Source organism: Lacrimispora struthionigena, assembly GCF_048627165.1.
Lineage (GTDB): Bacteria > Bacillota > Clostridia > Lachnospirales > Lachnospiraceae > Lacrimispora.
The window spans coordinates 953,855-978,794 of sequence record NZ_JBMBWP010000002.1 but is presented as its reverse complement, the minus strand read 5'-3'; the positions used below and the strand labels follow the sequence as shown (position 1 = coordinate 978,794).

Here is a 24,940-nt window from a genome sequence, read left to right as displayed (position 1 = left end):
CAACAGTTCACCCCAGAAACCAGTGGTATGTTGATAACAATAAAGCCTTTGAGCGATCATTCGTTCAAGGCTTTTTGTTATTAGTATTTATTCTAGTTTAAACTTTATTCCAGTTCAAACGCCCCCGTATAAAGCTGGTAATAGGTTCCTTTTTGTTCAATCAGGCTTTCATGGGAACCCCTTTCAATTATTTTTCCATGATCCAGAACCATAATCGCATCACTATTTTTTACAGTTGAAAGCCTGTGTGCAATGACAAATACAGTTCTTCCTTTCATCAGGTTATCCATACCTGCCTGAACCAGGGCTTCTGTTCTTGTATCAATAGATGAAGTTGCTTCATCTAAGATCATGGCTGGGGGATCAGCGACGGCTGCACGGGCAATGGAAATCAACTGTCTCTGTCCCTGGGAGAGACTGGAACCATTACCTGTCAGAATTGTTTCATAGCCGTCGGGAAGTCTTGTTATAAAATCATCCGCATTTGCTAATTTTGCAGCAGCAATACATTCCTCATCTGTGGCATCCAGGCGGCCATAACGAATGTTATCCATAACAGAACCGGTAAATAAATTCACATCCTGTAATACTACGCCCAGCGAGCTTCTAAGAGCTGGTTTTTTGATTTTAGAAATATTAATTCCGTCGTAACGAATCTTACCTTCTGAAATATCGTAGAAATGATTGATCAGATTTGTAATGGTAGTTTTTCCAGCACCGGTTGCGCCCACAAATGCAATTTTTTGTCCTGGCTTTGCAAACAGGGATACATGGTTTAGTACCAGTTTTTCAGGCACATAACCGAAGTCAACATCTTCCAGTCTGACGTCTCCAGTAAGCTCAGTAAGAGTAATCGTTCCATCCTCATGAGGATGTTTCCAAGCCCACATTTCTGTGTTTTCTTTCGTCTCTATTAAGTTGCCTTCGGCATCCTTTTTCACATTTACCAGAGTCACATAGCCATGGTCCTCCTCGGGCTGTTCATCCATTAACTCAAATACACGGGTTGCACCGGCAAGTCCCATTGCAATCATAGAGACCTGCATAGATGCTTGACCAATGGTCTGGGAAAGCTGTCTTGACATGCCTAAAAACGAAACAATAATACCAATTGAAACAATGCTGACACCAGTAAGACTAAGGTTCGGTGCCTTTAAATAGACCATAAGTCCACCAATGACTGCAAGAAGAACATACATAAGGTTTCCTACATTACCCAGAATCGGCATCAGAACATTTCCGTTCTGGTTTGCTTTTTCTCCGTCTTTAAAAAGCTGTTCATTCAGTTTTTTAAATGCTTCTTTATTCTCTTCTTCATGGCAGAATACTTTAACAACTTTCTGACCCTGCATCATTTCTTCGATAAACCCTTCTTCTTTTGCTAAAGATTTTTGTTGCTGAATCATGAAGGTTGCAGTGATACTACCCAGTTTTTTTGTAATTTTCAGCATCAGGAAGACTACGATCATCACTACCAGGGTAAGCCAGATACTGTAGTATAACATGGTAAGGAACATTACCGTTATAGTCAAAGCAGACTGAAAAAGTGTTGGAAGGCTCTGTCCGATGAGCTGTCTTATGGCATCGGTATCGTTGGTATAAGTACTCATGATATCTCCATGTGCATGGGTATCAAAATACTTAACTGGAAGTGTTTGCATTTTATCAAACATATCTTTTCTTAAATTTTTTAGCGTTCCCTGTGTGACAATTGCCATGATCTGATTGTAGATGATTGATGCAATTGTACCGCAGATATAGATGAAGCCCATGGTTAACAGTATTGATGTAAATTTGCCTGCTATCGCTTCAAATCCCTGATTCACTCCAGGAGTGATACATTCATCAATTAACCTTTGAATAAAAATCGTTGCAATGGAAGAGGAGAATGAACTGATCACAATACAGATTAAAGTTACAATTAACTGGATTTTGTAATGTGAAAATAAATAGCGGACCAGGCGGCCGAAGCTGTGTTGTTTATTCTGATTCATGGGTTAGTCCTCCTTATTTCCATTAGTCTGTGACTGATAAACTTCCTGATAGATTCCGTTGTAAGCCAGCAATTCTTCATGAGTTCCCTGCTCCGTGATCCTGCCGCCATCTAATACAATGATCTGATCTGCATCTTCCAAAGATGATGTTCTCTGTGCAATAATGATTTTAGTTGTATCTGGAATCTCCTCGCGAAGAGCCTTTCGAATCATGGCATCTGTCTTTGTATCCACTGCTGAGGTAGAATCGTCCAGAATCAGAATCTTAGGTTTTTTCAGCAGAGCTCTTGCAATACAGAGCCTCTGTTTTTGCCCTCCCGAAACATTGGTTCCGCCCTGTTCTATATAGGTATCATATTTCTCAGGGAACTGCTGAATGAATTCATCTGCCTGAGCCAGCTTACACACTCTCACAAGCTCTTCATCACTGGCGTCTTTTTTCCCCCAGCGCAGATTGTCCTTAATTGTTCCGGAGAATAAGATATTTTTCTGTAATACGACTGCGACTTCATCGCGAAGGGATTCCAGATCATAATTTCTTACATCTATTCCGCTGACAGACACCTTTCCCTCTGTTACATCGTAAAGTCTGGAGATCAGCTGGATTAATGATGTTTTCGAGGAACCTGTTCCACCAAGAATACCAATGGTTTGCCCCGATTTTATTTCAAGATTGATATTCATCAAAGCGGGTTTCTTACTTTTCTTTGAGTATCTGAATGAAACATTTTCAAACTGTATGCTTCCGTTTTTTACTTCCGTCACACCATTATCAGGGGAGGTTAGCGTACTTTCATGATTTAAAACCTCACAGATACGATTGGCAGATTCTGTAGCCATGGAGCAAATAACAAAAACCATGGACAACATCATAAGAGAGGAAAGAATCTGTACCCCGTAGTTAATTAGTGAAGATAGCTGTCCCGTAGTTAATTCGGTTGCACCGCTGTTAATAATTGTCTTAGCTCCAATAAGGCTTACAAGAAAGATTGCAAGGGAAATACAAAACATCAGGATTGGATTGTTCAGAGCAATTATTTTCTCTGCTTTTGTAAATTCTTTGCACACATCAGCGGCTGATTTATGAAAGTTCTCCTGTTCATAGTCCTCTCTTACGAAAGATTTCACTACACGGATTCCTTGTATATTTTCCTGAACAGAATTGTTCATAGCATCATATTTTTCAAAAATACGTTTAAATATAGGGGATACTATAAATACAATTGAGAATAATGCAGCTGCTACAATAGGAATCATAATTAGAAAGATAAGGGACATTTTCACACTGATGGTCAGACTTATAATGACTGAAAAAATAAGCATAAGTGGTGTTCTTACTGCAATTCTGATAATCATTTGATAAGCATTCTGCACATTGGTCACATCCGTTGTCATTCTTGTGACCAAAGATGATGTGGAGAATTTATCGATATCAGCAAAAGAAAAACTCTGTATCTTATAAAAAACATCCTGCCTTAAGTTCTTGGCGAACCCGCAGGATGCTGTAGCACCAATCCTTCCTGACATATATCCAAAGAATAGGGATAACATTGCCATAATAATTAATAGAACTCCATAATGTATGATAGGTATTAATGATGAACCGGTCATTTTGTCAATTAAATTAGCCATCACCAATGGTAACAAGCATTCTAATATTATTTCCAAAGTGATATAGAATGGAGTTAAAACAGAGGCTTTTTTATATTCTCTAATACTCTTCATCAGGGTTTTTATCATATTACTTTCTCCTTTACTTTTGTTTTGTGAGCGAGTATTATTTTATTGAACTATAGTTGATTAGTCAATCATCAATGATTATATTTGGTTCAATAATAAACGATTTTTAGAATTCGTTGATTAACTCATGGGAAAAGAATCTGTTGAATAGAAGATGAGGTTTTTATGAAAGAAGATTTGAGAGTTGTTAAGACAAAAAGAAATATTAAAAGTGTTATGATGGAATTGCTTAAGAAGAAGCCCATAGAAAAAATTACGGTTACGGAACTTGCCTCCCATGCATTGATAAACAAAGGAACATTTTACCACCATTACTCCGATATTTACGATTTATATCAGGAACTTGTGTCGGATTTTATTGAGAACACCATTGGTTCCCTGAATTATTATGAAGAGTTCTTTACTGAACCTGAAAGTTTTTTACAAAAATTTCTTCATGATTTCAGGGAAAATGATATCAAAAAAACTTTTCCATTCTTTAATGAAGGAACTCATAGTCTTTTTTTACCGTATTATGTAACTGAATTACTTTTAGACAGACTTATGTCTGTTAACTATGTGGAAAATACCATTGAAAATCGTGTAAGAGTGCAATGCTGTATTACTGCCGTTACAGCCTCAAAGTCTCATTTTGATGAGTCGTATAATAACATTATTGTGAAGGTTGCAAGTAAGATGATTCATTCTATATTTGATGTAGAAAAGGTGGCTAAAGGGGGCGGGGCTTGTATCATAGAGCAATGTTAAAAGTTATCATTATATAAGCGGTAGTATCCCTGAGGATAATCGCATACAGGGCATATTAGAGGTGCGCATTCTCCAGACATGATATTACCGCACTGCATACAGATCCAAAGTGCTTCAGACGGTTTACAAAACACTTCTTTCTGTACTACGTTTCTTAATAATCCGGAAAATCTTGTACCCTGATTATAATCAATATTGGCAATGCCTGCAAATAGTGCTGCAATATCCAAAAAGCCCTCTTCTCGTGCGGTTCTCGCAAAATCCTGATATAGTTTATTTGCCAGGTTTAATTCATTATCTCTGGATTGCATAAGTGCTTCCTCCGTATTGGGAAGAATGCCTTGATTTAACTGCCTGAACCAGATTCTGGCATGTTCCAGATTGTTTTGAGCGTTTATCTCATAGATATTTCCTATTTCTATATAGCCTTCCTGTCTTGCCACATCAGCAAAGATTCTGTCTCTTGTACTGGCAATAGCTTCCGCATTAAAAGCAATACCTAAATTTTTGTACGTTCTGCTTTCTGTAAAATCCATTTGTACTCCTTTGCCATGTATATGGTATATATCAAAGATATTATTTTTGATTCTATATTATTACTGATTACAAATCAGTACTATTATTTAAAAGGGTATTAATATAATAAGTAAAAGATAATAAATAAGAGAAACCATGAACTCTATAGATATTGAAAGAATTTACAGCAATGATTATGCAGATTTTCTTATTAGTTTTTGCTCTGACGTATCTATCCTGGAACAATACGAAACAGGTTCCGTTAACATAATAAATTATTTTTATGCGGTTGCCCATCTTCCAGTCAGTATTATGACAGAAAATGTAATATCAAGAATGGGATATGCATCCTTACCATCTTTATTTGGCTTAGTCAGCCAGACGAGCCTGGAGGCATCCGGAATACCTGCTATCCGCAATAATCCCAATTTGAATTTAAGAGGAAGGGGAGTATTGATTGGCTTTGTGGATACTGGTATTGATTATACAAATCCTGTTTTTCAGTACAATGATAAAACAACAAGGATATCCAGTATCTGGGACCAGACGATTATAACGGAAAATAACCAGGAGCATGTGCCTTATGGTACTGAGTATACCAGAGAACAGATCAACGAAGCTCTGCAGACCGATGATCCATTTAGGGTTGTACCATCAAGGGATGAGATAGGTCACGGTACCATGATTGCTGGTATTGCAGCAGGTAACGAAGATATAGAAAACGGATTCTCGGGCGTAGCTCCTGAAGCTGAATTAGTGATTGTAAAACTGAAACCAGCAAAACCCTATTTAAAAGAATTTTTCCGGGTACCAGAGGATGCAATCGCCTATCAGGAAACGGATCTTATTTATGGAATCCAGTATTTAATGGATTATGCAGCCTTAAGAGATCAGCCAATTGTTATGTGTATTGCTGTGAATACCGCACAGTATGCGCATGATGGAAGAGGCAGCACAAGCAACTGGCTGTCGTTTCATTCAACCAGGCCGAGACTGGGTATATTAATTCCAGTTGGAAATGAAGGAATTGCAAGGAGACATTTTGGGGGATTTATTACTGAAGAGAGTAATCATAAAACAGTGGAATTGAATGTTGGCCTGAATGAAAGCGGATTTTCCCTGGAATTATGGGGAACAGTACCAAATACTTTTTTTATTGATATTACATCTCCTTCCGGCGAATATATACCAATTCTTGATCTTCGGTTTGACGAAACAAGAGAGATTTCGTTTATTTTTGAGCCCACAACTATTTTTGTAGATTCTCAGCTTGTGGAATCCCAGAGTGGGGATCAACTGATCCTGCTTCGATTTACAAAGCCTACACAGGGCAGATGGAAATTCAATGTATACAGCAAAGGAATTATCCCCATTAATTTTAACATGTGGCTTCCAATGGGCAATTTTATAGGACCGGATACGTATTTTATCAATTCTGATCCCAATATCACACTTCTTTCCTTATCTTGTGCCATTACACCTATATCCGTAACGGCTTATAATACAGCTAATAACAGTCTTTATATAAACTCCGGTAGAGGGTACACACGCGTTAATATAGTAAAGCCGGAGATTGCGGCACCGGGAGTGGATCTATTAAGTCCTTCCTTAAACCATGGATTTGTTTCAGTGACAGGAACAAGTGCAGCAGCAGCCCACGCGGCAGGAGCGGCGGCCCTCATGTTTGAATGGGGGATTGTGAAAGGCAATTATCCAGAAATGAGCACGGAGGATCTTAAAGTCTTCATGATCCGCGGCGCCAAAAGAGAAGCGGACCTGGTATATCCCAACTATGAATGGGGATATGGAAGACTTGATGTATTTAATATCTTCCGTGCACTTATTGTCTGATGTGATTGGAGGTAAAGGGGATGATGCCAGAAGACAGGTTTAAGATAACCAGCAATGACTATATGGATTTAATTATTCAATACAACGGAAATCTTAATATACTGAAGCGGTATGAAAAATATTCTGTGCATATTATGAATCCGGGTTATGCAGGTATTTATTATCCAGTTTCCCAGGACACGTCCCAGCTAATCAGGGATTTTGGTTATTCAGGAATACCCAAGTGCTACACTTTACTAAGTTATGAAAGTCTGGCTGCATCTGGAGTTACAGTATTACGGAGTACATCAGCCTTAAATTTGAGGGGAAATGGGGTGTTGGTAGGGTTCGTTGATACAGGCATTGATTATAGAAATCCTGCCTTTCTTAAAGAAGACGGAACAACAAAAATAGCAGCAATCTGGGACCAGACCATAGATAGCGGTCCGTACCCGGAATTAAGATATACGGCATATTATGGAACAGAATATACGGCTGAACAAATTAATCAGGCATTGAAAAGCACAGATCCTCTGTCGGTTGTTCCCAGCATGGATGTAAATGGTCATGGCACAATGCTGGCTGGAATTGCAGCCGGTTCGGAAAATAAGAGTAATCAATTCATGGGCGTTGTTCCTGATGCAGAATTATTAATCGTTAAACTAAGACAGGCAAAAAAAAATCTCACCGATTACTTTTTAATCCCTCCCGATGTGACCTGTTACCAGGAAACTGATATAAACTGGGGGGGTCAGTATCTGATCAATACAGCAGATAAGTTAAAACGGCCGCTGATAGTCTGTATAGGGGTAGGAACTTCTCAGGGTGCACATGGAAATAATGGGCTGCTGAACACCTTATTAACCATTGTAGGTGACTGCCCCGGAGTGGGAATTACTGTTGCTACAGGAAATGAGGCTCAAGCCAGAAGACATTTTTACAGCATTCTCAGACCAGCTGAAAAGGTGACGGTAGATTTGAATGTTGCACAGGATGAATATGGTTTTACTATGGAGCTTTGGGGAAGTCCTCCAATGATCTATGTAATGGATATTTTATCACCTTCCGGTGAATACGTTCCTGCAATTTCCCGGGGGTTGTTTGAGACAAAGCAGATACGTTTTGTATTTGACCAGTCAATCCTTTCTATTGATTATAACATGATCGAGCGGGACAGCGGGAAACAAGTCATTGTCCTGCGTTTAAAAAATCCGTCACAGGGTATCTGGAGGTTTCAGGTATCCGGAATCGGTGATTTGCCTGGAGATTTTCACATATGGCTACCCTCTGGTAATTTTATCTCCAATAATACATTTTTTCTTAATTCAGACTCCTACACTACCATAACATCACCTGGGAACGGTTTATTACCAATCACCGTCACAGCTTATAATGCTGCAACAGGAGCGTTATATCCAGATTCAGGAAGAGGATTTTCAACATCAAATATCATAAACCCGGATCTGGCTGCTCCAGGTGTTGACGTAGTATGCCCGACATTAAACAACGAATTCACTACCGTAACGGGAACGGGGGCGGCCGCTGCACATATGGCTGGTATCGCAGCCATGATATTTGAATGGGGGATCGTAGATAATAATTACCCCAATATGGATACCATAGGGATTAAGAAATTTCTTCTGCGGGGAGCAAAAAGGAATAATAAACTTCAATATCCCAATCAGAATTGGGGCTATGGAATTGTGGATGTTTATAATTCTTATAATATCTTCAGAACTATTTTATAGAAAACTGGCTCTATACCCCTGATTCCAAAACTATGGTGATAAAGGGTGTTAACTTCGGACAGATGGCAGCTTACATGGGGGCCTAAAGCGCCTCTGTCACGAAGTGAAATTACGAATCCCTATAGATCTAAACACCTTTTTTTATGCGCCTTAAGTTTTTTCATGGCCCAATCGTAATGACTTGCTGTAGCGCTGACAAAATACGAACCTAACGTGCTTCCGCCAACCCATTTATAAATATCTTTAGAAAACAGTTCTTCATTTGAAAATGTTTCAGCTAACTCCATCACTTCGGCATGGGATTTTTTTAACATAATCTTGGCATCGTCTAATGATGTATCTTGATGCTTTTTCCAAAACTCCACATTCATAATACCGTAAGTCTTCCAGTTATAAGGCTCTGGAATAAATGGTTTGTCCTCGCCGTTTTTATTTGACTTAACCCAATTAAGCAGCAGCTGATGCCATTCATAGAGATGAATCAGAACATCTCGAAGGTTTTTATCCCTGCCCCAATGAGCTTCTTTCTTTTTAATGTCTGCTGTAAAATCAAATGGAGTTGACAATTCTTCCTCTGTCAATCCGGTAATAAGCATGTTGAGTTTTTCGAAATTGCTAGTTGCTGCTGTTATCATATCTGATTTTGTTGTTGCTCTGCCCATGTAATAATCCTCCTAATATTATAGTTTGTATCGCTATAATCAAATAATAGCACATAAACTCTGACACCATCTGTCAGGGTTTATATTTTTCGTAGATTTTCTTTGCTTCATCAGACAAAACCTTACGTAAATAAGCAGGCTCAATCACTTCTACATACATACCATAGGAAAGAAGATATCCAATCAGCCATGTATCCTCCGGCATATAGGCAGCTGCAATAAAATCGCCGTTTTCCTGTTCTGTAATTTCATCCTCATTAAATTCGTCATAGACACGGTAAGCCATTTCCTTTGGGAAGCGAAGTACAATTTTGTTATAGCCATTCTGCTCTGTATCTTGTAATTCAGGAAATTCAACAGGAATAAAATCCTCATCCAAAATTTCGCAGTGGATAATACGATTTATTTTAAAAAGACGAAAATCGTTTTTTTCTGTACAATAGGCTTTTACATACCATTCCTTTGATTTGTAGTAGAGTTTTAGAGGATGGATATTTCTCCTTGTTTTTTTGAAGTAGGAGCTTACATAAACAATCGTCGCGACTTTGTGGTTGATCGTTGCATTTTTCAATTGCTCAAACTTAGCATTATCCTGGGTTTTGCTGCCCCAGCGGCTAAAATCCACTTCAACCCAGTTTTCTGGCTGAGTGTTAAAAAGTGCAGAGAGTTTCGTCAACAGCTCTTGTTCATAGGTGTTGTCAATAACGGACAAACTTTGCAAGGCAGATAAAATATCGAGCTTTTCTTTATCCGAAAAAAAGGCTTTATCCAAAACATAGTTGTCAAGAATTTGTATTCCACCACTTCTGCCGGTTGTAACATAAATGGGTATACCAGCACTACTAATCACATCTACATCACGGTAAATTGTTCTGACAGATACCTCAAATTTTTCAGCCAGTTCCGGAGCAGTAACCCGCCCTTTCTCTAAAATAAAGTAGATAATCTTAAACAGTCGACTTTCTTTCAAACAACCACCTCCTATGTCATGATTATAGTATATAAACCGTGACAATGTATGTCAAGGTTTGCGAGTATACAATTGGGTGTAAGGTGGTTTTTAATAAAATTATAAAATGTTAAAAAAATACTTGCTGACGACGTAACGTCACGTGATAGTATGAAAATATAAAAAAGAAAACAGGAGAGGTTAAAATGAAGCTTACTAAATTTTTGTTAACTAAAGGTGTTATCTATGCCATTATTCTGGCAGTTTTTTATCAGATAGTCATGGTGGGACTTTATATTTACGGCTATCACGTTTTGCCAAATGGGGTGAAACAACTTGCGATTAATGTGGTAAATCAAGATGGTGACAAAGGGGAAGCAATTGAAAAAGAACTTGTGCCCACTTTGTCCAAATCATTCAGTAAAGTGATTACTGATAAGGAGTTAACCGAGAGCAAGGAGGAACTGGATAGCCGGCAAATACAAATGATTATTGTTATCCCTGAAAATTTTGTGAGTAACTTGGAAACAGGAAAATCCTATTTATGGCAAGAATCTTAATTTTAATTTCTATTCAAAAGTTGATAATCATATATTTACAGCAGATTTTTATGCAGATAACAGCGTTCCAGTTTACTTTAATATTCTCATTATTCTTTGGGCAAAACGGTATCTTTATCAATATACCACTGGTGCTTGCCCAGACAATCGCGGGCGGTGGAACCATGCCACTGCAGATCATGCCGGATCCATTTAAAGTGATCAGCTATTTTACCCCTATGTACCCCAATACCCAAATCAACTTTGGCATATTGTATGGAGGACCCATGTTTCTTTTTGAGATTCGGTTACTGGCAATACTGATCACATCCTCCTTGATCCTCTTGTTAATTGTATGGCGTAAATGGCCTGAGATGGAAAATGGCAGGGTACCAGTATCAAATAACGTCATGGGGTAAAACTCAAATTCACTTTTTTGTAAAATTAATTTATCTTTCTATTAGAGTTATGATAAGATGTTGGTGTAGAGGACATTGGGAACACCTTTTTTGCTCTATGAAGAGAGGAAAATTGAAAGATGAAGATATTATTGGTAGAAGATGACAAGGAAATCAGTGAGATGCTTAACGATTTTCTTCAGATGGAGGGCTTTGAAGTCCAGGGCTCTTTTGATGGAGAACAGGCGGTAAAGACATTTTTCAGTGGTTCCTATGATCTGGTGATTTTAGATCTGATGCTGCCTAAAATCAGCGGACTGGAGGTTATGAAACGGATTAGAAAGGAAAGTGTGGTTCCTATTATAATTCTGTCCGCTAAAGATACCGAATCAGATAAGATTTTTGGATTGGGACTGGGAGCGGATGATTATATTACAAAACCATTTTCCCTTACCGAGGTGCTTGCAAGAGTGAAGGCAAATCTGCGGCGTACCACCCAGTATTCATCCGGAATGGAAACCCCTCAGGCTTGTTTGGTCTTGGGAGATCTGGAAATGAATCTGGAAAATCACACGGTGCACAAAAACGGGCTGGCAGTGGATCTGACAGCAAAGGAATATGAAATCCTTCGTCTGCTTCTTTCTAATCCCAAAAAGGTTTATACTAAGGCACAGCTTTATTCTTTTATATGGCAGGATGATTATTTAGGTGATGAAAACGCCGTCAATGTTCACATCAGCCGCCTTCGTACAAAAATCGAGGATGATCCCCGCAAGCCGAAGTATATCCTGACCGTTTGGGGAATCGGGTACAAGCTGGGAAGTGCAAAGGAGTAAAACCATGTCTCTGTTAAATAGAAGAACGTTAAAACAAATTCAGACGGTCAGTGATGAACTGGAACGTATTTTAGATGAGGATACCAATGAAAAAGTGATGTTATTTACAGAAGATAAGGAAATCAAACATCTATTGGAACAGATTAACCGTATCCTGGAAGACAGGCAGAATGCAAATGCCGGTTATCGCAGATCAGAACTGAATATCAAACGGATGCTATCCAATATTTCTCATGATCTGAAAACACCATTGACTGTTATTATCGGTTATCTGGAAATGCTTTTAATGCAGGAGACACTTGAAAAGAGTATGATAAAAAAGGTTTCTCATAAAGCCAATGAATTAAAAGAGCAGATTGACCAGTTTTTCACACTGGCAAAGCTGGAAGCCGGTGATACAATGCTGACGATGTCCAAAATAGATTTAAATGAATTCTGCCGGGAGATCATTGTTGATTTTTATAATATCTTAACAGAGAAAGAATTTAATGTGAACATTGATATTCCTGAGTCCTCTGTTTTCGTTTATGCAGACCGGGAAGCGTTGGGACGCATTCTTAATAATCTGATCAGCAATGCAATCCGTTATGGGGATGCAGGGCATTACCTGGGACTGACCCTTCGCAGGGAAGACAACTTTGTGTTTGTGGATGTGGTTGATCATGGAAAGGGAATTGCTTATACGGAAATTCCCCGGGTATTTGACCGTCTCTATACGTTAGAAGATTCCCGGAACCGGGAGATCCAGGGCAATGGATTAGGTCTTACCATAGCAAAAAGTCTGGCAGAAAAAATCAATGGTACCCTGACATTAAGGAGTATTCCCAATGAGGAAACCGTATTTACTTTAAAACTCCAGCAGCTGGATTATTAATTCAAGAAAGAAATTTGTAAGATTTATTCAAGAGTTTTGAAGAAATCACTTGCTAGAATTATGGGTATGAAAGGAAGTGACAAAATGCAGACGATTTTAACAACCAATCACTTAACCAAACAAATCGGCGCAGAGACCATTGTATCCGACTTGAACATGCATATTGCCAAAGGAGAAATTTATGGCTTTCTTGGACCCAACGGTGCGGGAAAAACTACGGTGATGAAGATGATCACCAATCAATGGAAACCAACTTCAGGTGATATTGTTTTATTTGGTGAGAAATTACTCCCTGATTCCTATTTGTTTTTAAAACGTATGGGCAGCATGATTGAGTTTCCAGTGTTTTACAACGAACTGACGGCGGAAGAGAATTTAAAGCTGCACTGTGAATACATGGGGTATTACAGTCCTGACAGTGTAGAAAAAGCAATGTCCCTGCTGTCTTTGTCAGATAACAGAGGAAAAAAAGTAAAGGAATTTTCACTGGGAATGAAGCAGCGGCTGGGTATTGCAAGAGCTGTACTCACAAAGCCGGAATTTTTGGTGTTAGATGAACCAACAAATGGTCTGGATCCGGCAGGTATGAAACAGTTCCGGGATCTGTTCCGAATGCTGTGTAAAGAGTATGAGATGACTATTCTTATTTCAAGTCACCTGCTCTCTGAAATTGAAAGCCTTGCACATACCATAGGTATCATTCATAAAGGCAGACTGGTAAAAGAAGTTTCTATGAAAGAGCTTACGGATAAGGGACTTGAGTATCTGGAAATCAAAACATCGGAAATAACCAGGGCCTCCTACGTATTTACAGAGTGCCTTAATATTTCCAATTTCAAAGTTTTAAATAACAATGTGATCCGAGTCTATACAAAAGAAGCTACGTCACGGGATATTATGAAGGCGTTAACGGAAAATCAGGTAGAAATTCAGGGATTTCATTCCCAGACAGAATCTCTGGAGGAGTATTTCCTGAAAGTCACAGGAGGTGAGAGCGAATGTGGAAATTAATCAGACTGGAATGGAAAAAGTATCATACAAAAAAATATATAATCAAACAGGCAGTTGTATTTGTAGTCCTTGGAATTCTTTTCTTTGCAATGTGTTATTATGTTCCCATTGATGCTGAATTAGGAATATCGGAATCTGCACCTGAGGCTGCTAATATGAAAGAGCAAATTGAATTGCTTACCAATCTCGTGTTTTTAGTTTTTACCTCTTCCATGTTGTCTTCCTTCATCATAAAGGCGTATAACAATAAAACTCAGAGTCTGATGTTTTGCTATCCCATCTCCAGAAAAAAAATAATACTATCTCAGATGATGGCAGTATGGATTTTCTGTACGGTGGCTCTTTTTCTTGGGAAACTGTTTATTTGCCTGCTTTTGGCCTTATCCTCTGAGGTGGGAACCGGCTTACCGCTGGGCTATGATATGCTAAGTGCAAATTTCTACTTACAGATTATTTTAAAGACGGTACTTACTGTGACTCTGGCGTTTATTCCTTTATATATAGGGAAATTGATGATGTCATCGAGAGCGGTTATTATTACTTCATTTTTATTGTTTTCTGTGATGAATGGAAACATAGGAGATCTGACTTTAAGGACAAATATAATTCTTCCGGTATTTTTATTTGGTGTCTCCCTGATTTGCGGATTTCTTACTGTCCATAACGTTGAAAAAGAAGATGTGATGTAAATGAAGTTTAATTTTACAGCAGTGAAAACTGTTCTGAGAATTGTATATATTGTACAAATAAGTGTTTGTAATTTTATGAAATATATTACATTGACATAATAACTCTTTTCCCCTATACTAATCACAAGATAGTAACAAGAACACCTGTATTAATTAAATAATGGATTAATCTAAGGATTGTCACTCGTAATGGAGGCATAACCGAGGGTAAACGCACTAATATTGTGCGTTCCCTCGGTTTTTTTATTTCCTCGGAGTTTGTAAAGAAACATGTAAAACATTACACAAAAATTACTGTAAAAAAAGGAGAACGGATATGTCAAAAAAAGAAAAATATGATGAACTGGCTGTAAACGTGTTAGAGTTAGTTGGTGGAAAGGATAACATCAGCTATTTAGGACATTGTATGACACGTCTTAGATTTCAAGTAAAGGATAAAAGCATTATAAATCTGTCTGAAATACAAAAGCTTCAGGGTGTTGTCGGGGCACAGTGGTCAAACGAGCAGTTACAGATTATTATCGGACAATCTGTTGGTGAGGTTTACAGCATTGTCGCTGCAAAAGCTGGCCTTCAGACGGAAAAAGCCATTGATGAAAATTTAGATAAAGGTAAGAAGAAAAAAATCAGCTTTGCTGCTATTATCGATGGAATTACAGGCAGTTTAATTCCTCTGCTTCCCGCCATTATTGGTGCAGGTATGCTGAAAGTTGTTATTATCTTAGGTGAGCTGACTGGATTATTAACTGCGGATATGCCAACTCATGCAGTACTTACTTTTGCATCAGATGCAGGTTTTTATTTCCTCCCCATATTTTTAGGTGCAACGTCTGCTAATAAGTTCAAAGCAAATATGGGACTTGGTATGCTTCTTGGAGCAATTATGATCCATCCTACTATGGTAGCAAATGTAGCAGGTTCCATACCTATGAGCATTTTTGGAATTCCTGTATACGCAGCTAGCTATACCAGCACCATTTTCCCCATTATTATGGCAGTCTATGTAATGTCCCATGTGGAACGGTTTTTCAAAAAAATAGCACCAGAATCTATAAAGGCAATTGTCGTACCTCTTGGAACCATATTAGTTATGCTCCCATTAACCTTAGGATTAATAGGCCCCGCTGGTGCTTTCCTTGGAAATTATCTAGCAATAGCAATTATGTGGCTGTATAAAACAACCGGTTTCTTTGGTGTGGCAGTATTGGCAACCATTTATCCACTATTAATTCTTACAGGTATGCATGGTGCATTATTTCCATATATGTTCAATTCATTAGTTACCTTTGGTTATGAACCAATTGTTGCGACTGCAAATGTTTTATCAAATATTAATCAGGGTGCAGCCGCAGCCGCAGTGGCATTTAAATGTAAAGATAAATCAACAAAATCAACCGCAGGATCCAGTGCAATCACTGCAATTTTTGGCGGTGTAACAGAACCGGCTATGTTTGGTATTAATATGAAATTGAAGAAGCCGTTATATGCTTCCATGTTTGGTAATTTTTGTTCAGCAGCTTTTGCAGGTTTAATGAAAGTATATATGTACAGTTTAGGCGGAAGTGCAGGAATTCTTGGTATCACTGGCTTTGTGGGACCAAATAGCTCTAACTTTATATTTATGGTGATTAGTATTATTCTGGGCATTATTGTAACTTTTGTAACTACTCTTGTTATTTATAAAGGCGAGAGTATATATCAATAATTAGGAGGAATCACAATGAGTTTTCCAAAGAATTTTTTGTGGGGTGGAGCCACGGCAGCTAACCAGTTTGAGGGAGGCTGGCTGGAAGATGGGAAAGGGGATAGCGTTTGCGACCATATTACAGCAGGAACTGTAAGCACACCACGTTATTTCACCAATGAAATTAAGAGCGAAAACAATTATCCTTCTCACGAGGCGATTGATTTTTATCATAGATATAAAGAAGACATCGCATTATTTGCAGAAATGGGCTTTCGGGTATTTCGATTATCTCTTAACTGGACCAGAATCTTTCCAAAAGGTGATGAAGCAGAACCAAACCAAAAAGGTCTGGATTTCTACAGAGATGTTTTTAAAGAATGCAAAAAATATGGAATAGAGCCATTGGTAACGATTTCTCATTACGAAATACCATATTATTTAATGGACAGATATGGTGGCTGGCTAAGCCGTGACTGTATTGATTTTTACCTGAATTTCTGCGAGACAGTATTTAAAGAATATAAGGATCTGGTTACGTACTGGCTTACTTTTAACGAAATAAACTGTATGATGATGGGTGTCGGTGATATTCTGTCCGGGGGAATCAAAAGCGAAGACGGCCCATTGCAGGATTTTTCGGCTGTTCCTACAAAAGAACAGAAGCAAAAAAGATTCCAGGCAACTCATCATCAGTTTGTTGCCAGTGCTAAGGCAGTTATTCTAGGTCATGAAATTAATCCTGCATTTAAAATCGGCTGTATGGTTGCAGGAGGAGCAATTTATCCCTATACCTGTAATCCGGACGATGTTGTATTAGCCCAGAAGGAAATGAGAATGAACTACTTCTGCGGTGATGTGCAGGTAAGAGGCGAATACCCATATTACACAAATCGTATATTTGAGGAAATGGGAATCTCAATTGAAATAAAAGACAATGATCTAGAAGTATTAAAACAGGGAACTGTTGATTTTTATAGCTTTAGTTATTATATGAGTACTTGTACAACAGCAGATGAAGAAGCTAAGAAAACATCAGGCAATGTCATTATGGGGGTAAAAAACCCATACTTAAAAGCAAGCGACTGGGGTTGGCAGATTGACCCACAGGGTCTCCGTTACCTCCTTAATGATTTATATGGCCGCTATCAGATTCCCATGATGGTAGTTGAAAACGGACTGGGTGCAGTTGATGTATTAGAAGAAGACAACACCATTCATGATTCCTATCGAATCGATTATCTCAGAGAACACATCAGACAGATGGAAGAGGCAATCAGGGATGGCGTTGACTTAATCGGATTCACTCCCTGGGGCTGTATTGATTTAGTTAGTATTTCAACTGGAGAAATGAAGAAAAGATATGGTTTTATCTATGTTGACAAAGACAACGAGGGCAATGGAAGTCTTGAACGATTGCGGAAAGATTCTTTTTACTGGTATAAAAAAGTAATTGCATCCAATGGAGAAGATCTTGAATAAGCTTTAAAAAAACCTTCCGGATTCTTACGAAGAGCGATCACAATCTAGTGGTCGCTTTTTTCTATAGATTAAAAGTAAAATTGCAGATATGTAAGTGAGAGTAAAAAAAGTTAATGTTTTATTTCGAAATTTTAAGTTTATGTGATTAAAACTTAATATATTATCGTATTTATGACATTTATTTACTGATAATAAAGAATATGATAAGATTAATTAAAGGAGGAGGAATAATAATGGATGGAATTGATTATGCCATACTTAATGAGCTTAAAGAAAACGGAAGGGCCTCTGCATCTGAGATCAGTAGAAAAGTGAATTTGTCTATTCCAGCAGTTGCCGAACGAATTAGAAAACTGGAACAGGCAGAGGTGATTCAGCAATACACGATTAAAATAAATAGAGACAAAATAGAAAAACGTCTTTTAGCGTTCATCTTTGTTAATATAGATGAAACAGAGAATATTGATAGCTTCAGAAATGCCATTGTGCAATATAATTGTGTTTTAGAATGCCATCACGTTGCGGGCAATTATGATTATTTGTTGAAAGTTATTGTTGAAGATACGCAGGAGCTGGAAGAATTTTTATCAAAGATACTTAAGAAAATAAAAGGTGTCTCAGGCTCCAACACTATTATTTCACTTATCACTCTGAAAGAAGAAATAAATTTTTAAAGAGGTAGCGATTTGATTCTAAAAGGATTTAGATTTGGTATGTTATTGCAATTAGCCGTTGGGCCAATCTGTTTAATGGTGTTTCACACATCTACAACATACGGGGCTATTTATGGCTTGCACCTTGTTCTTGCAATTGCTCTTATTGATGCTTTATATATAGCGTTATCCTGTGTTGGAGTTGGTGCTATTATCAAAAAGGGGAAAATAAATGAAGTTATAAAAGTGATTGGATGTCTGGTGCTGGTTTTATTTGGCGTAAACACAATAGCAGGTGTATTTGATCTGTCTTTTATGCCTCATATCCCACTTTTTTTTAATGTATCAGTTGAGAACCTCTTTGTTCAGGGATTGCTGCTTACGGCATCCAATCCATTGACCATTATTTTTTGGAGTGGAATGTTTTCCGCACAAATGGTAGAAAACCAGTGGAATAAAAAACAACTTTTTTTCTTTGCTTCTGGTTGTATTATGGCTACCATAATTTTTTTGACAGCTGTCGCGTTAGTGGGAAGTGTATTAGGCGGATTTTTACCGCAGATTATCATACAAGTTATGAATGTGGCGGTTGGTATTGTTGTGGTGTTTTTTGGAATAAAGCCGTTATTAATCTATTTAAGACATTTAACATAGGATTAGCCACCTCTGGTAATAATAAAAAGTATCAACTTCAACATGAGGAATTAATTATGCGGGATAAAATAATCAGTAAAAAAACCCAGATAAGAAGTATCTTGGTTATGACCTCTTTAATGGCTGTCACTATTTCAGTTCTTTTAAAAGAGTATTCCATTAAAGAATTAGTAAAAGTGGCTGGAAGTGTGCATTTTTTATATCTTATTACCGGAATTGCATTGATGTTTTATTATGCAGGGTGTCAGGCTACGAATTTCTATATGATTATGCATCGATTAAAACAGGAGGTCTCCTATAAAAATTGCATTGATTATTCGTATATTGGAAATTACTTTAGCGCAATAACTCCTGGAGCGTGCGGAGGGCAGCCCGCCCAGATGTATTACATGAATAAAGATAAAATTTATGTTGATATCTCTGCCATCACAATATTTTTAATGGTTTTCGTCAGCCAGATTGTGATTGTCTTAATGGGAGGAGTGTTTGCGTTACTGAGATTTAATATATTAGAGAAGTCAGCACGCTGGTTTTTTTGGCTGTTACTTGCAGGAACAGGTGTTATGCTTTCCCTGACGGCGGTTTTATCAGCATTGATGTTTTCCAGAATTGTTATCCCTTTTCTCTTTGATCTTGTTTTAAAACTTGGCAATAAACTCCATCTGTTTAAAAAACCAAAGGAGATAAAAGAAAAGTTTGATCTTTTAATTATTTCTTACCGTGAAAAGTCCAGATTGATTATAAAAAACCCGGATTTGTTTTTAAAGGTATTTATAATCACAGTATTTCAATGGATTGCATACTGTTTTGTATCGTTTCTGGTATACTTAAGCTTTGGTTACAGGAAGAATGATTGCTTTGATCTGATGGCAGGTCAGTCATTTATTAATATTGCAGTTGCTGCAGTCCCCCTTCCAGGTTCAGTAGGAATTGCGGAAAAAGCATATTTAAATGTGTTTGGTCAGTTTTATCAGGGGGATCAGCTCCCTTCTGCTATGATCTTAAGCAGAATTATTAATTTTTATTTTCCTCTATTAATCAGCTATGTTGTATATGCTTTTGCACATCATAGAATGATGAAAGAACAAAGGCGTATTGGTTAAAGTGCCCCTTAATAACCTATCTAACTCTAAATACGAATCAGATAGTCGTTCATTATTATCAATGAAAGGGACTATCTGATTTATTGTTTTATAACTCTAATTCACATTATTTCTATCTGTATTTTCATGATTTATATCGCATGTAATTTAATGATATATAATATTTAAGTAATGAATAAAATAACTTGACAAAATACTAAAATAAGAGTACTGTACAAATAATATATGTCTAAACGACATATAAGACTTGATCCAACAAAGGAGTAATTGCATGATAGAACTGATCATATTAGGATTTTTAACTAATTATCATCCTCTCACCTTATACGACATAAAAAAGGGAATGGAAAGAAGCACCGAATATTTCGCAAGCACAAGTCAGGGAGCAATCCATCCTGCATTAGTGAAGCTTGAAAAGAATGGATATATATCTTCAAAGGAAGAAGTCAAAAATAACAGGACAAAAAAGTTATATAGCATTACAGATTCCGGAAGAGAACGATTTAGCATGTTAATGAGGCAGGATTGGGGTTCAGATAAGTATAAGTCCACACAATTATTAAAAATGTTTTTCTTTCATGAGTTAACCAAAGAGGAACGGTTGGAATCCATAAAAATTCATATTAATAACTTTAAGAATATGGGTAGAGACCTGGTAAATATAAGAGATGAGGGGAATTTACGGCTTGAAGGAATGGGGCTAACGATAGAAAGCCATAAGCCGTCTAAATATGAAAATGATGCTTTGGAGTTCGGTCTGGCTTATTCTGATTTTGTTACAAAGTGGTTTGAAGATTACATCAAAAGAATTGAGGAGGAGTCATAATGGTATCTGTATTTGATTTGGGGTTAGGTAAGAATAATGAATTACTGGCTCAGGAAATTAAAAAATATTATATGGAAACAAAAAATGAAGCGGAGATAGTTGTCCATGATTCAATGGATACTGAAATAATGGATTGCATTGGTTGCTGGAGCTGTTGGTGGAGGACTCCCGGAACATGTGCTTTAAACGATGGAGCTGATAATTTATATAAAGACTATATAAACAGTGATGAAGTGGTCATTCTTTTTCATACGGAGAATGGTTTTATTAACGGCAAAGGAAAAACATTTCTGGATCGATTAATACAACATTACTTACCCTACATCAAGTTAAGAAATGGTGAATGCGGACACTTAAAAAGATATGATAAATATCCAATTATTAACTTCTATTTTGAAAAAGAAGGATTAAGTAAAGAGGAAGTAATGGTCATTAATAATTATCTTGCTCGGATGGCATACCATTTTCAAAGCCCCTGTAAAGAATTGTTATATGAAAGCAACAGCATAAAAACAGCTGACGTAGAAATTGCAAAACCAACAGATGAGGTTCTGGCAAAGGAAGTTATTGAAAGAAAGCCAACCGGTAAATGGGTGATTTATAACGGCTCTCCAAGAGGGAATCATTCCAACAGTAAGTTGATCATAGAAAAGATAATAATGGGAATGAGAGAACAAGGGGTTGAAAATATCGTGGTAAGGAACCTGATCAATACAAAAGAGCATAAAATGTGGGCAGAGAATTTTAGCTCTGCTGAAAATAATTTATTTGTTTTCCCACTCTATGTTCATGCTATGCCAGGTTCGGTAATGAAATTTTTTGAACTGCTGAAGCCAATTCACAACAAAGAAGTACATATGGCATTTTTCGTTCAGTCTGGATTTCCTGAGACCAGTCAGTCGTACTATTTGAGACCCTATCTTGAGTTAATTACAAAAAGGCTGGGAGTATCCTTTGATGGAACAATCATAAAAGGCGGTGTAGAAGGTATTCAAATGAAACCCGAAAAAGCCAATAAAAGGTTATTTGATCAGATGGAGCAAATAGGGAGAACGTATGCTGGCAAAGGAATTATGGATTTAAGCTTGAAAAAAGAATATGAAAAATCGGAATACCTGTCTAAAGGTATACAAATCTTATATTCTATATTATCATTAACCGGATTAACAAACTTTTATTGGGATCTAAATCTCAGGAAAAATGGAGCTTATGAAAAAAGATTCGCAAAACCATACATAGAATAAGTTTTAAGGAGAAGTGATATGACACAGTTCACTGAGGAAGTTCTTGTAATAATAAAGAGAATACCATACGGGAGAGTCATGAGTTATGGACAGGTCGCAAGATTTGCAGGAAATAATAGAGGTGCCAGGCAGGTAGCCAGGATACTCCATTCTATGACTGAGAAGTATGATCTCCCATGGCACCGGATTATTAACTCCAAGGGCAGGATATCAATCACGGATGCCAGATATGCAGCGATTCAAAGAGAACTTCTTATATCGGAAGGTGTAGAAGTATCTGAGGGAGGATACATAGATATTTCTATATATGGAATATGAGCTTTTCCCGTATGTTAAATTTTATTCAATAAATCAGATGCTTAATGGTAAAGATCGGCAGGTAATCCACCTGCCGATCTTTACTGTTAAAATAATTTTTGACCATTTAAAATATTAATACCAAATTCTTTCGCTTTCGCTGTTTGTTTAAACGGATTTATTTTTTCTACTATGCCCTCACGCTTAAAAAGCGAGCCAGTATTTTTGAACCAAAATGTTTTATTCGCTTTCACGCATTGTTCACGGATATTAAGAACCCATTCATAGTCACATTCACGAGCTTCCCGCCCGGATTCACCACCAACGGTCACATGCTCCACTCCGTGAAGATACGGCGTTAGATCTATGGGTTCTAAAAGCGGAGCACATGCGATAAAACGCCGCTTTATCGGAAAGGACAAAAATAACGGAAGCCGGTAATCGGCTAATTCCTGATTTTCCACAGTACAACCGATATTCACATTATCATACCCTGTGCCCCAATCAGATGGAAGGGATACAGGGAAACGGTCAATCCGCTTTGTCAAAATTAAAAATTCTATATCAGTTCTTTCTTTAATGACAGCCCAAACAGCTTTACGCCATTCATCTGCTTCTGGAAGAAAAAAATCAGTTGCAAAACAGGTTGCAAGGATTTTATCCCCTTTAATGTTATATTCTCCTTTCGCATTTCTTCTTATGGGCCAATCGAATTCATCTGTTTTTTGTATGGTATTTTGACCATAGCGTTTCCCATACGGTCCGTAAAAATAACAATTTGTACAACCCTCACTTGCTTTATAGCAACCAGTCCACGGCTCCCAATTCATAAGCTTCCTCCTCTTTTACCCCCTATAAATCTGTTTTTGATTATAGCATAATTGACAAGTACAAACAATGAGACAGCTTGCATTTCACCGTTGGATAAGCCCCAGCATATAATGGTTATACGCCTGAATGATATCGAACAACCAGAACTATGGGCTGGGGACCGATACAGATGTCAGTTCCAATCTGGCACATCGAAACATCCTGGTGTGCAATAAATAGGCGCAATTGATACAAAATTAGGAAAGGTGGCCACAAGTATGGATTATATAGCTGATTTGATCAGAAAAGAGATTGAGGCAAAAAAAGACCTGATTGCCCAAGCAGAAGCTAAGTATGCTGATCCTGAAAAACAGAAACAGATAGAGGAGCTTGTACTGGGGATATTGAAGGAACAATTGCCAAAAATAAAGGAATACCAGCAAGCTCTGGAATCTGTGTTAGCTTCATCAGAGGAAGAGACCAAAGAGGAGCAGGACTCCTGATCATGGACAAAGGTTTCTGTTATCCAACACATTATGATAACATATGACACTAAAAATCCTCCTCCTGCTATAGGGAGGAGGATTTTTAGTTATGAGGGATTTTCACGGTAGCCATTCCCTGTTTTAACATTTTTCCAATACTTTGATTATGTGCCCTGCGTATTCTTTTCAGACTGAACAACGTATCGGGATTATTATTAATTATATTTACTCCAAATTTACAAGTTACAGTTGCTTTAAAACCAAGTTTTTTCATTATATTTTCCAGATTATCGTTATATTTGCCATATGGATAAGTAAATGTAGTTGGACAGCTTCCTGTTACTTCCATTAACTTTTCCTGCAACATATTCAGATCATTCGCTATAAATTCTTCATAGTGCTCCTGAGTTTCATTTGCCATTTGACCGCATCCATAACGTGCTTTTGAAATTTTATGCAAACCATAGGAGTGGTTTTGCATTTCAACCAGTCCGGATTCCTGCATTTCTTTTACTTCATCCCATGTAACATGAGAATATTCAATATTTTCATCCTTTACCTTCGAAAACTCATCCACACTTTTTCCAATGATAGATAGAACTATTTTCATATTGTATTCTTTTAACAGTGGATAAACATTTAAATAGGTACTAAGATACCCATCATCAAAGGCCAGAATGACTGGATTTTGGGGTAAATCTTTCTTATTATAAACATAATCAATTAATTGTGCCATCGTGATAGTATTGTAATTATTATCTTTTAAATACTTTAAATCACTTTTAAATTCAGAGGGACTAATGACATCATTGCCCAAACCACTGTCTTTTACCTGATGATACATAATGATTGGAACTATAATTCCATCAACGGTTTGTACGGAAGAAACCGCGTTGATTTTATAAATACTTTTGATGATAGAGATGGATAACAAGCTGTAAGTTATGATTAGAAGCAATTTTTTAAGATAACATCTATATTTTTTTGAGGACTCCATATTTCTTCCTTCCACTTATTTATAATAATTGTATGCTCATCAAACTAATGGTATACTATATAGAAATTAATAACCGGGTAGATTAAGCAGAGAAGAAATATAGAATGAGGGGTAACTTAAATTGAAAAAAGAGCAGACTGAGTTAAGCAATTTTTTCACATCTCTGTTAAAA

The 24,940-nt window shown here is 37.3% G+C and carries 25 protein-coding genes; 18 read left to right on the top strand and 7 right to left on the bottom strand.

Annotated elements, in window-relative coordinates; genetic code table 11:
* Positions 1-104: 104 nt before the first annotated feature.
* The gene (locus tag ACOAOT_RS13530) at positions 105-1,994 is read right to left on the bottom strand and encodes an ABC transporter ATP-binding protein (protein ID WP_420217470.1); all 1,890 of its coding nucleotides are present in this window, start codon (positions 1,992-1,994) and stop codon (positions 105-107) included.
* A 3-nt stretch (positions 1,995-1,997) separates the two neighbouring features.
* On the bottom strand, positions 1,998-3,734 hold the full coding sequence (locus tag ACOAOT_RS13525) for an ABC transporter ATP-binding protein (RefSeq protein ID WP_420217469.1): 1,737 nt from the start codon (positions 3,732-3,734) through the stop codon (positions 1,998-2,000).
* Between the two features lie 165 nt (positions 3,735-3,899).
* On the opposite strand from ACOAOT_RS13525, the gene ACOAOT_RS13520 reads away from it, so the two are divergent.
* On the top strand, positions 3,900-4,481 hold the full coding sequence (locus ACOAOT_RS13520) for a TetR/AcrR family transcriptional regulator (protein ID WP_420217468.1): 582 nt from the start codon (positions 3,900-3,902) through the stop codon (positions 4,479-4,481).
* Here the strand turns inward: ACOAOT_RS13520 and ACOAOT_RS13515 are convergent.
* Positions 4,478-5,017 (bottom strand): rubrerythrin family protein, encoded by a 540-nt coding sequence (locus tag ACOAOT_RS13515; protein ID WP_420217467.1) that lies wholly within the window; start codon positions 5,015-5,017, stop codon positions 4,478-4,480. The genes ACOAOT_RS13520 and ACOAOT_RS13515 overlap by 4 nt on opposite strands.
* Positions 5,018-5,153: 136 nt before the next feature.
* On the opposite strand from ACOAOT_RS13515, the gene ACOAOT_RS13510 reads away from it, so the two are divergent.
* Both ACOAOT_RS13510 and ACOAOT_RS13505 read left to right on the top strand, forming a co-directional pair.
* Positions 5,154-6,848, top strand: coding sequence for a S8 family peptidase (locus tag ACOAOT_RS13510; RefSeq protein ID WP_420217466.1), 1,695 nt, complete (start codon positions 5,154-5,156; stop codon positions 6,846-6,848).
* A gap of 20 nt (positions 6,849-6,868) precedes the next feature.
* Positions 6,869-8,575 (top strand): S8 family peptidase, encoded by a 1,707-nt coding sequence (locus ACOAOT_RS13505; RefSeq protein WP_420217465.1) that lies wholly within the window; start codon positions 6,869-6,871, stop codon positions 8,573-8,575.
* A 119-nt stretch (positions 8,576-8,694) separates the two neighbouring features.
* On the opposite strand, the gene ACOAOT_RS13500 is transcribed toward ACOAOT_RS13505, so the two are convergent.
* A complete protein-coding gene (locus ACOAOT_RS13500) occupies positions 8,695-9,237 on the bottom strand; it encodes a ClbS/DfsB family four-helix bundle protein (protein WP_420217464.1) in 543 nt (180 codons plus the stop codon).
* Between the two features lie 73 nt (positions 9,238-9,310).
* Positions 9,311-10,207 (bottom strand): helix-turn-helix transcriptional regulator, encoded by an 897-nt coding sequence (locus ACOAOT_RS13495; RefSeq protein WP_420217463.1) that lies wholly within the window; start codon positions 10,205-10,207, stop codon positions 9,311-9,313.
* Positions 10,208-10,392: 185 nt separating this feature from the next.
* Here ACOAOT_RS13495 and ACOAOT_RS13490 point away from each other — a divergent pair, with 185 nt between their 5' ends.
* The 14 genes from ACOAOT_RS13490 to ACOAOT_RS13425 all read left to right on the top strand — a co-directional run bounded on the left by ACOAOT_RS13490 (position 10,393) and on the right by ACOAOT_RS13425 (position 22,497).
* Complete coding sequence (locus ACOAOT_RS13490) at positions 10,393-10,746, top strand: ABC transporter permease (RefSeq protein WP_420217462.1); 354 nt, start codon at positions 10,393-10,395, stop codon at positions 10,744-10,746.
* Between the two features lie 50 nt (positions 10,747-10,796).
* On the top strand, positions 10,797-11,144 hold the full coding sequence (locus tag ACOAOT_RS13485) for a hypothetical protein (RefSeq protein ID WP_420217461.1): 348 nt from the start codon (positions 10,797-10,799) through the stop codon (positions 11,142-11,144).
* A 119-nt stretch (positions 11,145-11,263) separates the two neighbouring features.
* Entirely contained in the window at positions 11,264-11,959 is a 696-nt protein-coding gene (locus tag ACOAOT_RS13480; protein ID WP_420217460.1) for a response regulator transcription factor, read from the top strand.
* A gap of 4 nt (positions 11,960-11,963) precedes the next feature.
* Positions 11,964-12,833: a sensor histidine kinase gene (locus ACOAOT_RS13475; protein ID WP_420217459.1), complete on the top strand. Its 870-nt coding sequence runs from the start codon at positions 11,964-11,966 to the stop codon at positions 12,831-12,833.
* An 84-nt stretch (positions 12,834-12,917) separates the two neighbouring features.
* Positions 12,918-13,844, top strand: coding sequence for an ABC transporter ATP-binding protein (locus tag ACOAOT_RS13470; protein ID WP_420217458.1), 927 nt, complete (start codon positions 12,918-12,920; stop codon positions 13,842-13,844).
* Positions 13,832-14,533: an ABC transporter permease gene (locus ACOAOT_RS13465; RefSeq protein WP_420217457.1), complete on the top strand. Its 702-nt coding sequence runs from the start codon at positions 13,832-13,834 to the stop codon at positions 14,531-14,533. The genes ACOAOT_RS13470 and ACOAOT_RS13465 overlap by 13 nt, the downstream gene beginning before the upstream one ends.
* A 316-nt stretch (positions 14,534-14,849) precedes the next feature.
* Complete coding sequence (locus tag ACOAOT_RS13460) at positions 14,850-16,238, top strand: PTS transporter subunit EIIC (RefSeq protein WP_420217456.1); 1,389 nt, start codon at positions 14,850-14,852, stop codon at positions 16,236-16,238.
* A 15-nt stretch (positions 16,239-16,253) separates the two neighbouring features.
* On the top strand, positions 16,254-17,699 hold the full coding sequence (locus tag ACOAOT_RS13455) for a glycoside hydrolase family 1 protein (RefSeq protein WP_420217454.1): 1,446 nt from the start codon (positions 16,254-16,256) through the stop codon (positions 17,697-17,699).
* A 233-nt stretch (positions 17,700-17,932) separates the two neighbouring features.
* Entirely contained in the window at positions 17,933-18,373 is a 441-nt protein-coding gene (locus ACOAOT_RS13450; RefSeq protein ID WP_420217452.1) for an Lrp/AsnC family transcriptional regulator, read from the top strand.
* Positions 18,374-18,385: 12 nt separating this feature from the next.
* Positions 18,386-19,006 (top strand): LysE family translocator, encoded by a 621-nt coding sequence (locus ACOAOT_RS13445; RefSeq protein ID WP_420217450.1) that lies wholly within the window; start codon positions 18,386-18,388, stop codon positions 19,004-19,006.
* A gap of 56 nt (positions 19,007-19,062) precedes the next feature.
* Positions 19,063-20,109: a lysylphosphatidylglycerol synthase transmembrane domain-containing protein gene (locus ACOAOT_RS13440; protein WP_420217448.1), complete on the top strand. Its 1,047-nt coding sequence runs from the start codon at positions 19,063-19,065 to the stop codon at positions 20,107-20,109.
* A gap of 271 nt (positions 20,110-20,380) precedes the next feature.
* Positions 20,381-20,935: a PadR family transcriptional regulator gene (locus tag ACOAOT_RS13435; protein WP_420217447.1), complete on the top strand. Its 555-nt coding sequence runs from the start codon at positions 20,381-20,383 to the stop codon at positions 20,933-20,935.
* Complete coding sequence (locus ACOAOT_RS13430; protein ID WP_420217446.1) at positions 20,935-22,179, top strand: flavodoxin family protein; 1,245 nt, start codon at positions 20,935-20,937, stop codon at positions 22,177-22,179. The genes ACOAOT_RS13435 and ACOAOT_RS13430 overlap by 1 nt, the downstream gene beginning before the upstream one ends.
* Before the next feature lie 18 nt (positions 22,180-22,197).
* Positions 22,198-22,497 (top strand): MGMT family protein, encoded by a 300-nt coding sequence (locus tag ACOAOT_RS13425; protein WP_420217445.1) that lies wholly within the window; start codon positions 22,198-22,200, stop codon positions 22,495-22,497.
* 86 nt (positions 22,498-22,583) lie between these two features.
* Here the strand turns inward: ACOAOT_RS13425 and ACOAOT_RS13420 are convergent, their stop codons facing one another.
* The gene (locus ACOAOT_RS13420; protein ID WP_420217444.1) at positions 22,584-23,306 is read right to left on the bottom strand and encodes a DUF5131 family protein; all 723 of its coding nucleotides are present in this window, start codon (positions 23,304-23,306) and stop codon (positions 22,584-22,586) included.
* A gap of 258 nt (positions 23,307-23,564) precedes the next feature.
* On the opposite strand from ACOAOT_RS13420, the gene ACOAOT_RS13415 reads away from it, so the two are divergent.
* A complete protein-coding gene (locus tag ACOAOT_RS13415) occupies positions 23,565-23,789 on the top strand; it encodes a hypothetical protein (RefSeq protein WP_420217443.1) in 225 nt (74 codons plus the stop codon).
* A gap of 85 nt (positions 23,790-23,874) precedes the next feature.
* On the opposite strand, the gene ACOAOT_RS13410 is transcribed toward ACOAOT_RS13415, so the two are convergent.
* Positions 23,875-24,768 carry a polysaccharide deacetylase family protein gene (locus ACOAOT_RS13410; protein WP_420217442.1) on the bottom strand — a complete coding sequence of 298 codons (894 nt, stop codon included), beginning with the start codon at positions 24,766-24,768 and terminating at the stop codon, positions 23,875-23,877.
* Positions 24,769-24,940 lie beyond the last annotated feature (172 nt).

Coding starts and splice junctions, on each gene's coding strand:
- ACOAOT_RS13530 (WP_420217470.1), bottom strand. CDS start 1,994: ATGAATCAGAATAAACAACACAGCTTCGGCCGCCTGGTCCGCTATTTA.
- ACOAOT_RS13525 (WP_420217469.1), bottom strand. CDS start 3,734: ATGATAAAAACCCTGATGAAGAGTATTAGAGAATATAAAAAAGCCTCT.
- ACOAOT_RS13520 (WP_420217468.1), top strand. CDS start 3,900: ATGAAAGAAGATTTGAGAGTTGTTAAGACAAAAAGAAATATTAAAAGT.
- ACOAOT_RS13515 (WP_420217467.1), bottom strand. CDS start 5,017: ATGGATTTTACAGAAAGCAGAACGTACAAAAATTTAGGTATTGCTTTT.
- ACOAOT_RS13510 (WP_420217466.1), top strand. CDS start 5,154: ATGAACTCTATAGATATTGAAAGAATTTACAGCAATGATTATGCAGAT.
- ACOAOT_RS13505 (WP_420217465.1), top strand. CDS start 6,869: ATGATGCCAGAAGACAGGTTTAAGATAACCAGCAATGACTATATGGAT.
- ACOAOT_RS13500 (WP_420217464.1), bottom strand. CDS start 9,237: ATGGGCAGAGCAACAACAAAATCAGATATGATAACAGCAGCAACTAGC.
- ACOAOT_RS13490 (WP_420217462.1), top strand. CDS start 10,393: ATGAAGCTTACTAAATTTTTGTTAACTAAAGGTGTTATCTATGCCATT.
- ACOAOT_RS13485 (WP_420217461.1), top strand. CDS start 10,797: ATGCAGATAACAGCGTTCCAGTTTACTTTAATATTCTCATTATTCTTT.
- ACOAOT_RS13480 (WP_420217460.1), top strand. CDS start 11,264: ATGAAGATATTATTGGTAGAAGATGACAAGGAAATCAGTGAGATGCTT.
- ACOAOT_RS13475 (WP_420217459.1), top strand. CDS start 11,964: ATGTCTCTGTTAAATAGAAGAACGTTAAAACAAATTCAGACGGTCAGT.
- ACOAOT_RS13470 (WP_420217458.1), top strand. CDS start 12,918: ATGCAGACGATTTTAACAACCAATCACTTAACCAAACAAATCGGCGCA.
- ACOAOT_RS13465 (WP_420217457.1), top strand. CDS start 13,832: ATGTGGAAATTAATCAGACTGGAATGGAAAAAGTATCATACAAAAAAA.
- ACOAOT_RS13460 (WP_420217456.1), top strand. CDS start 14,850: ATGTCAAAAAAAGAAAAATATGATGAACTGGCTGTAAACGTGTTAGAG.
- ACOAOT_RS13455 (WP_420217454.1), top strand. CDS start 16,254: ATGAGTTTTCCAAAGAATTTTTTGTGGGGTGGAGCCACGGCAGCTAAC.
- ACOAOT_RS13450 (WP_420217452.1), top strand. CDS start 17,933: ATGGATGGAATTGATTATGCCATACTTAATGAGCTTAAAGAAAACGGA.
- ACOAOT_RS13440 (WP_420217448.1), top strand. CDS start 19,063: ATGCGGGATAAAATAATCAGTAAAAAAACCCAGATAAGAAGTATCTTG.
- ACOAOT_RS13435 (WP_420217447.1), top strand. CDS start 20,381: ATGATAGAACTGATCATATTAGGATTTTTAACTAATTATCATCCTCTC.
- ACOAOT_RS13430 (WP_420217446.1), top strand. CDS start 20,935: ATGGTATCTGTATTTGATTTGGGGTTAGGTAAGAATAATGAATTACTG.
- ACOAOT_RS13425 (WP_420217445.1), top strand. CDS start 22,198: ATGACACAGTTCACTGAGGAAGTTCTTGTAATAATAAAGAGAATACCA.
- ACOAOT_RS13420 (WP_420217444.1), bottom strand. CDS start 23,306: ATGAATTGGGAGCCGTGGACTGGTTGCTATAAAGCAAGTGAGGGTTGT.
- ACOAOT_RS13415 (WP_420217443.1), top strand. CDS start 23,565: ATGGATTATATAGCTGATTTGATCAGAAAAGAGATTGAGGCAAAAAAA.
- ACOAOT_RS13410 (WP_420217442.1), bottom strand. CDS start 24,768: ATGGAGTCCTCAAAAAAATATAGATGTTATCTTAAAAAATTGCTTCTA.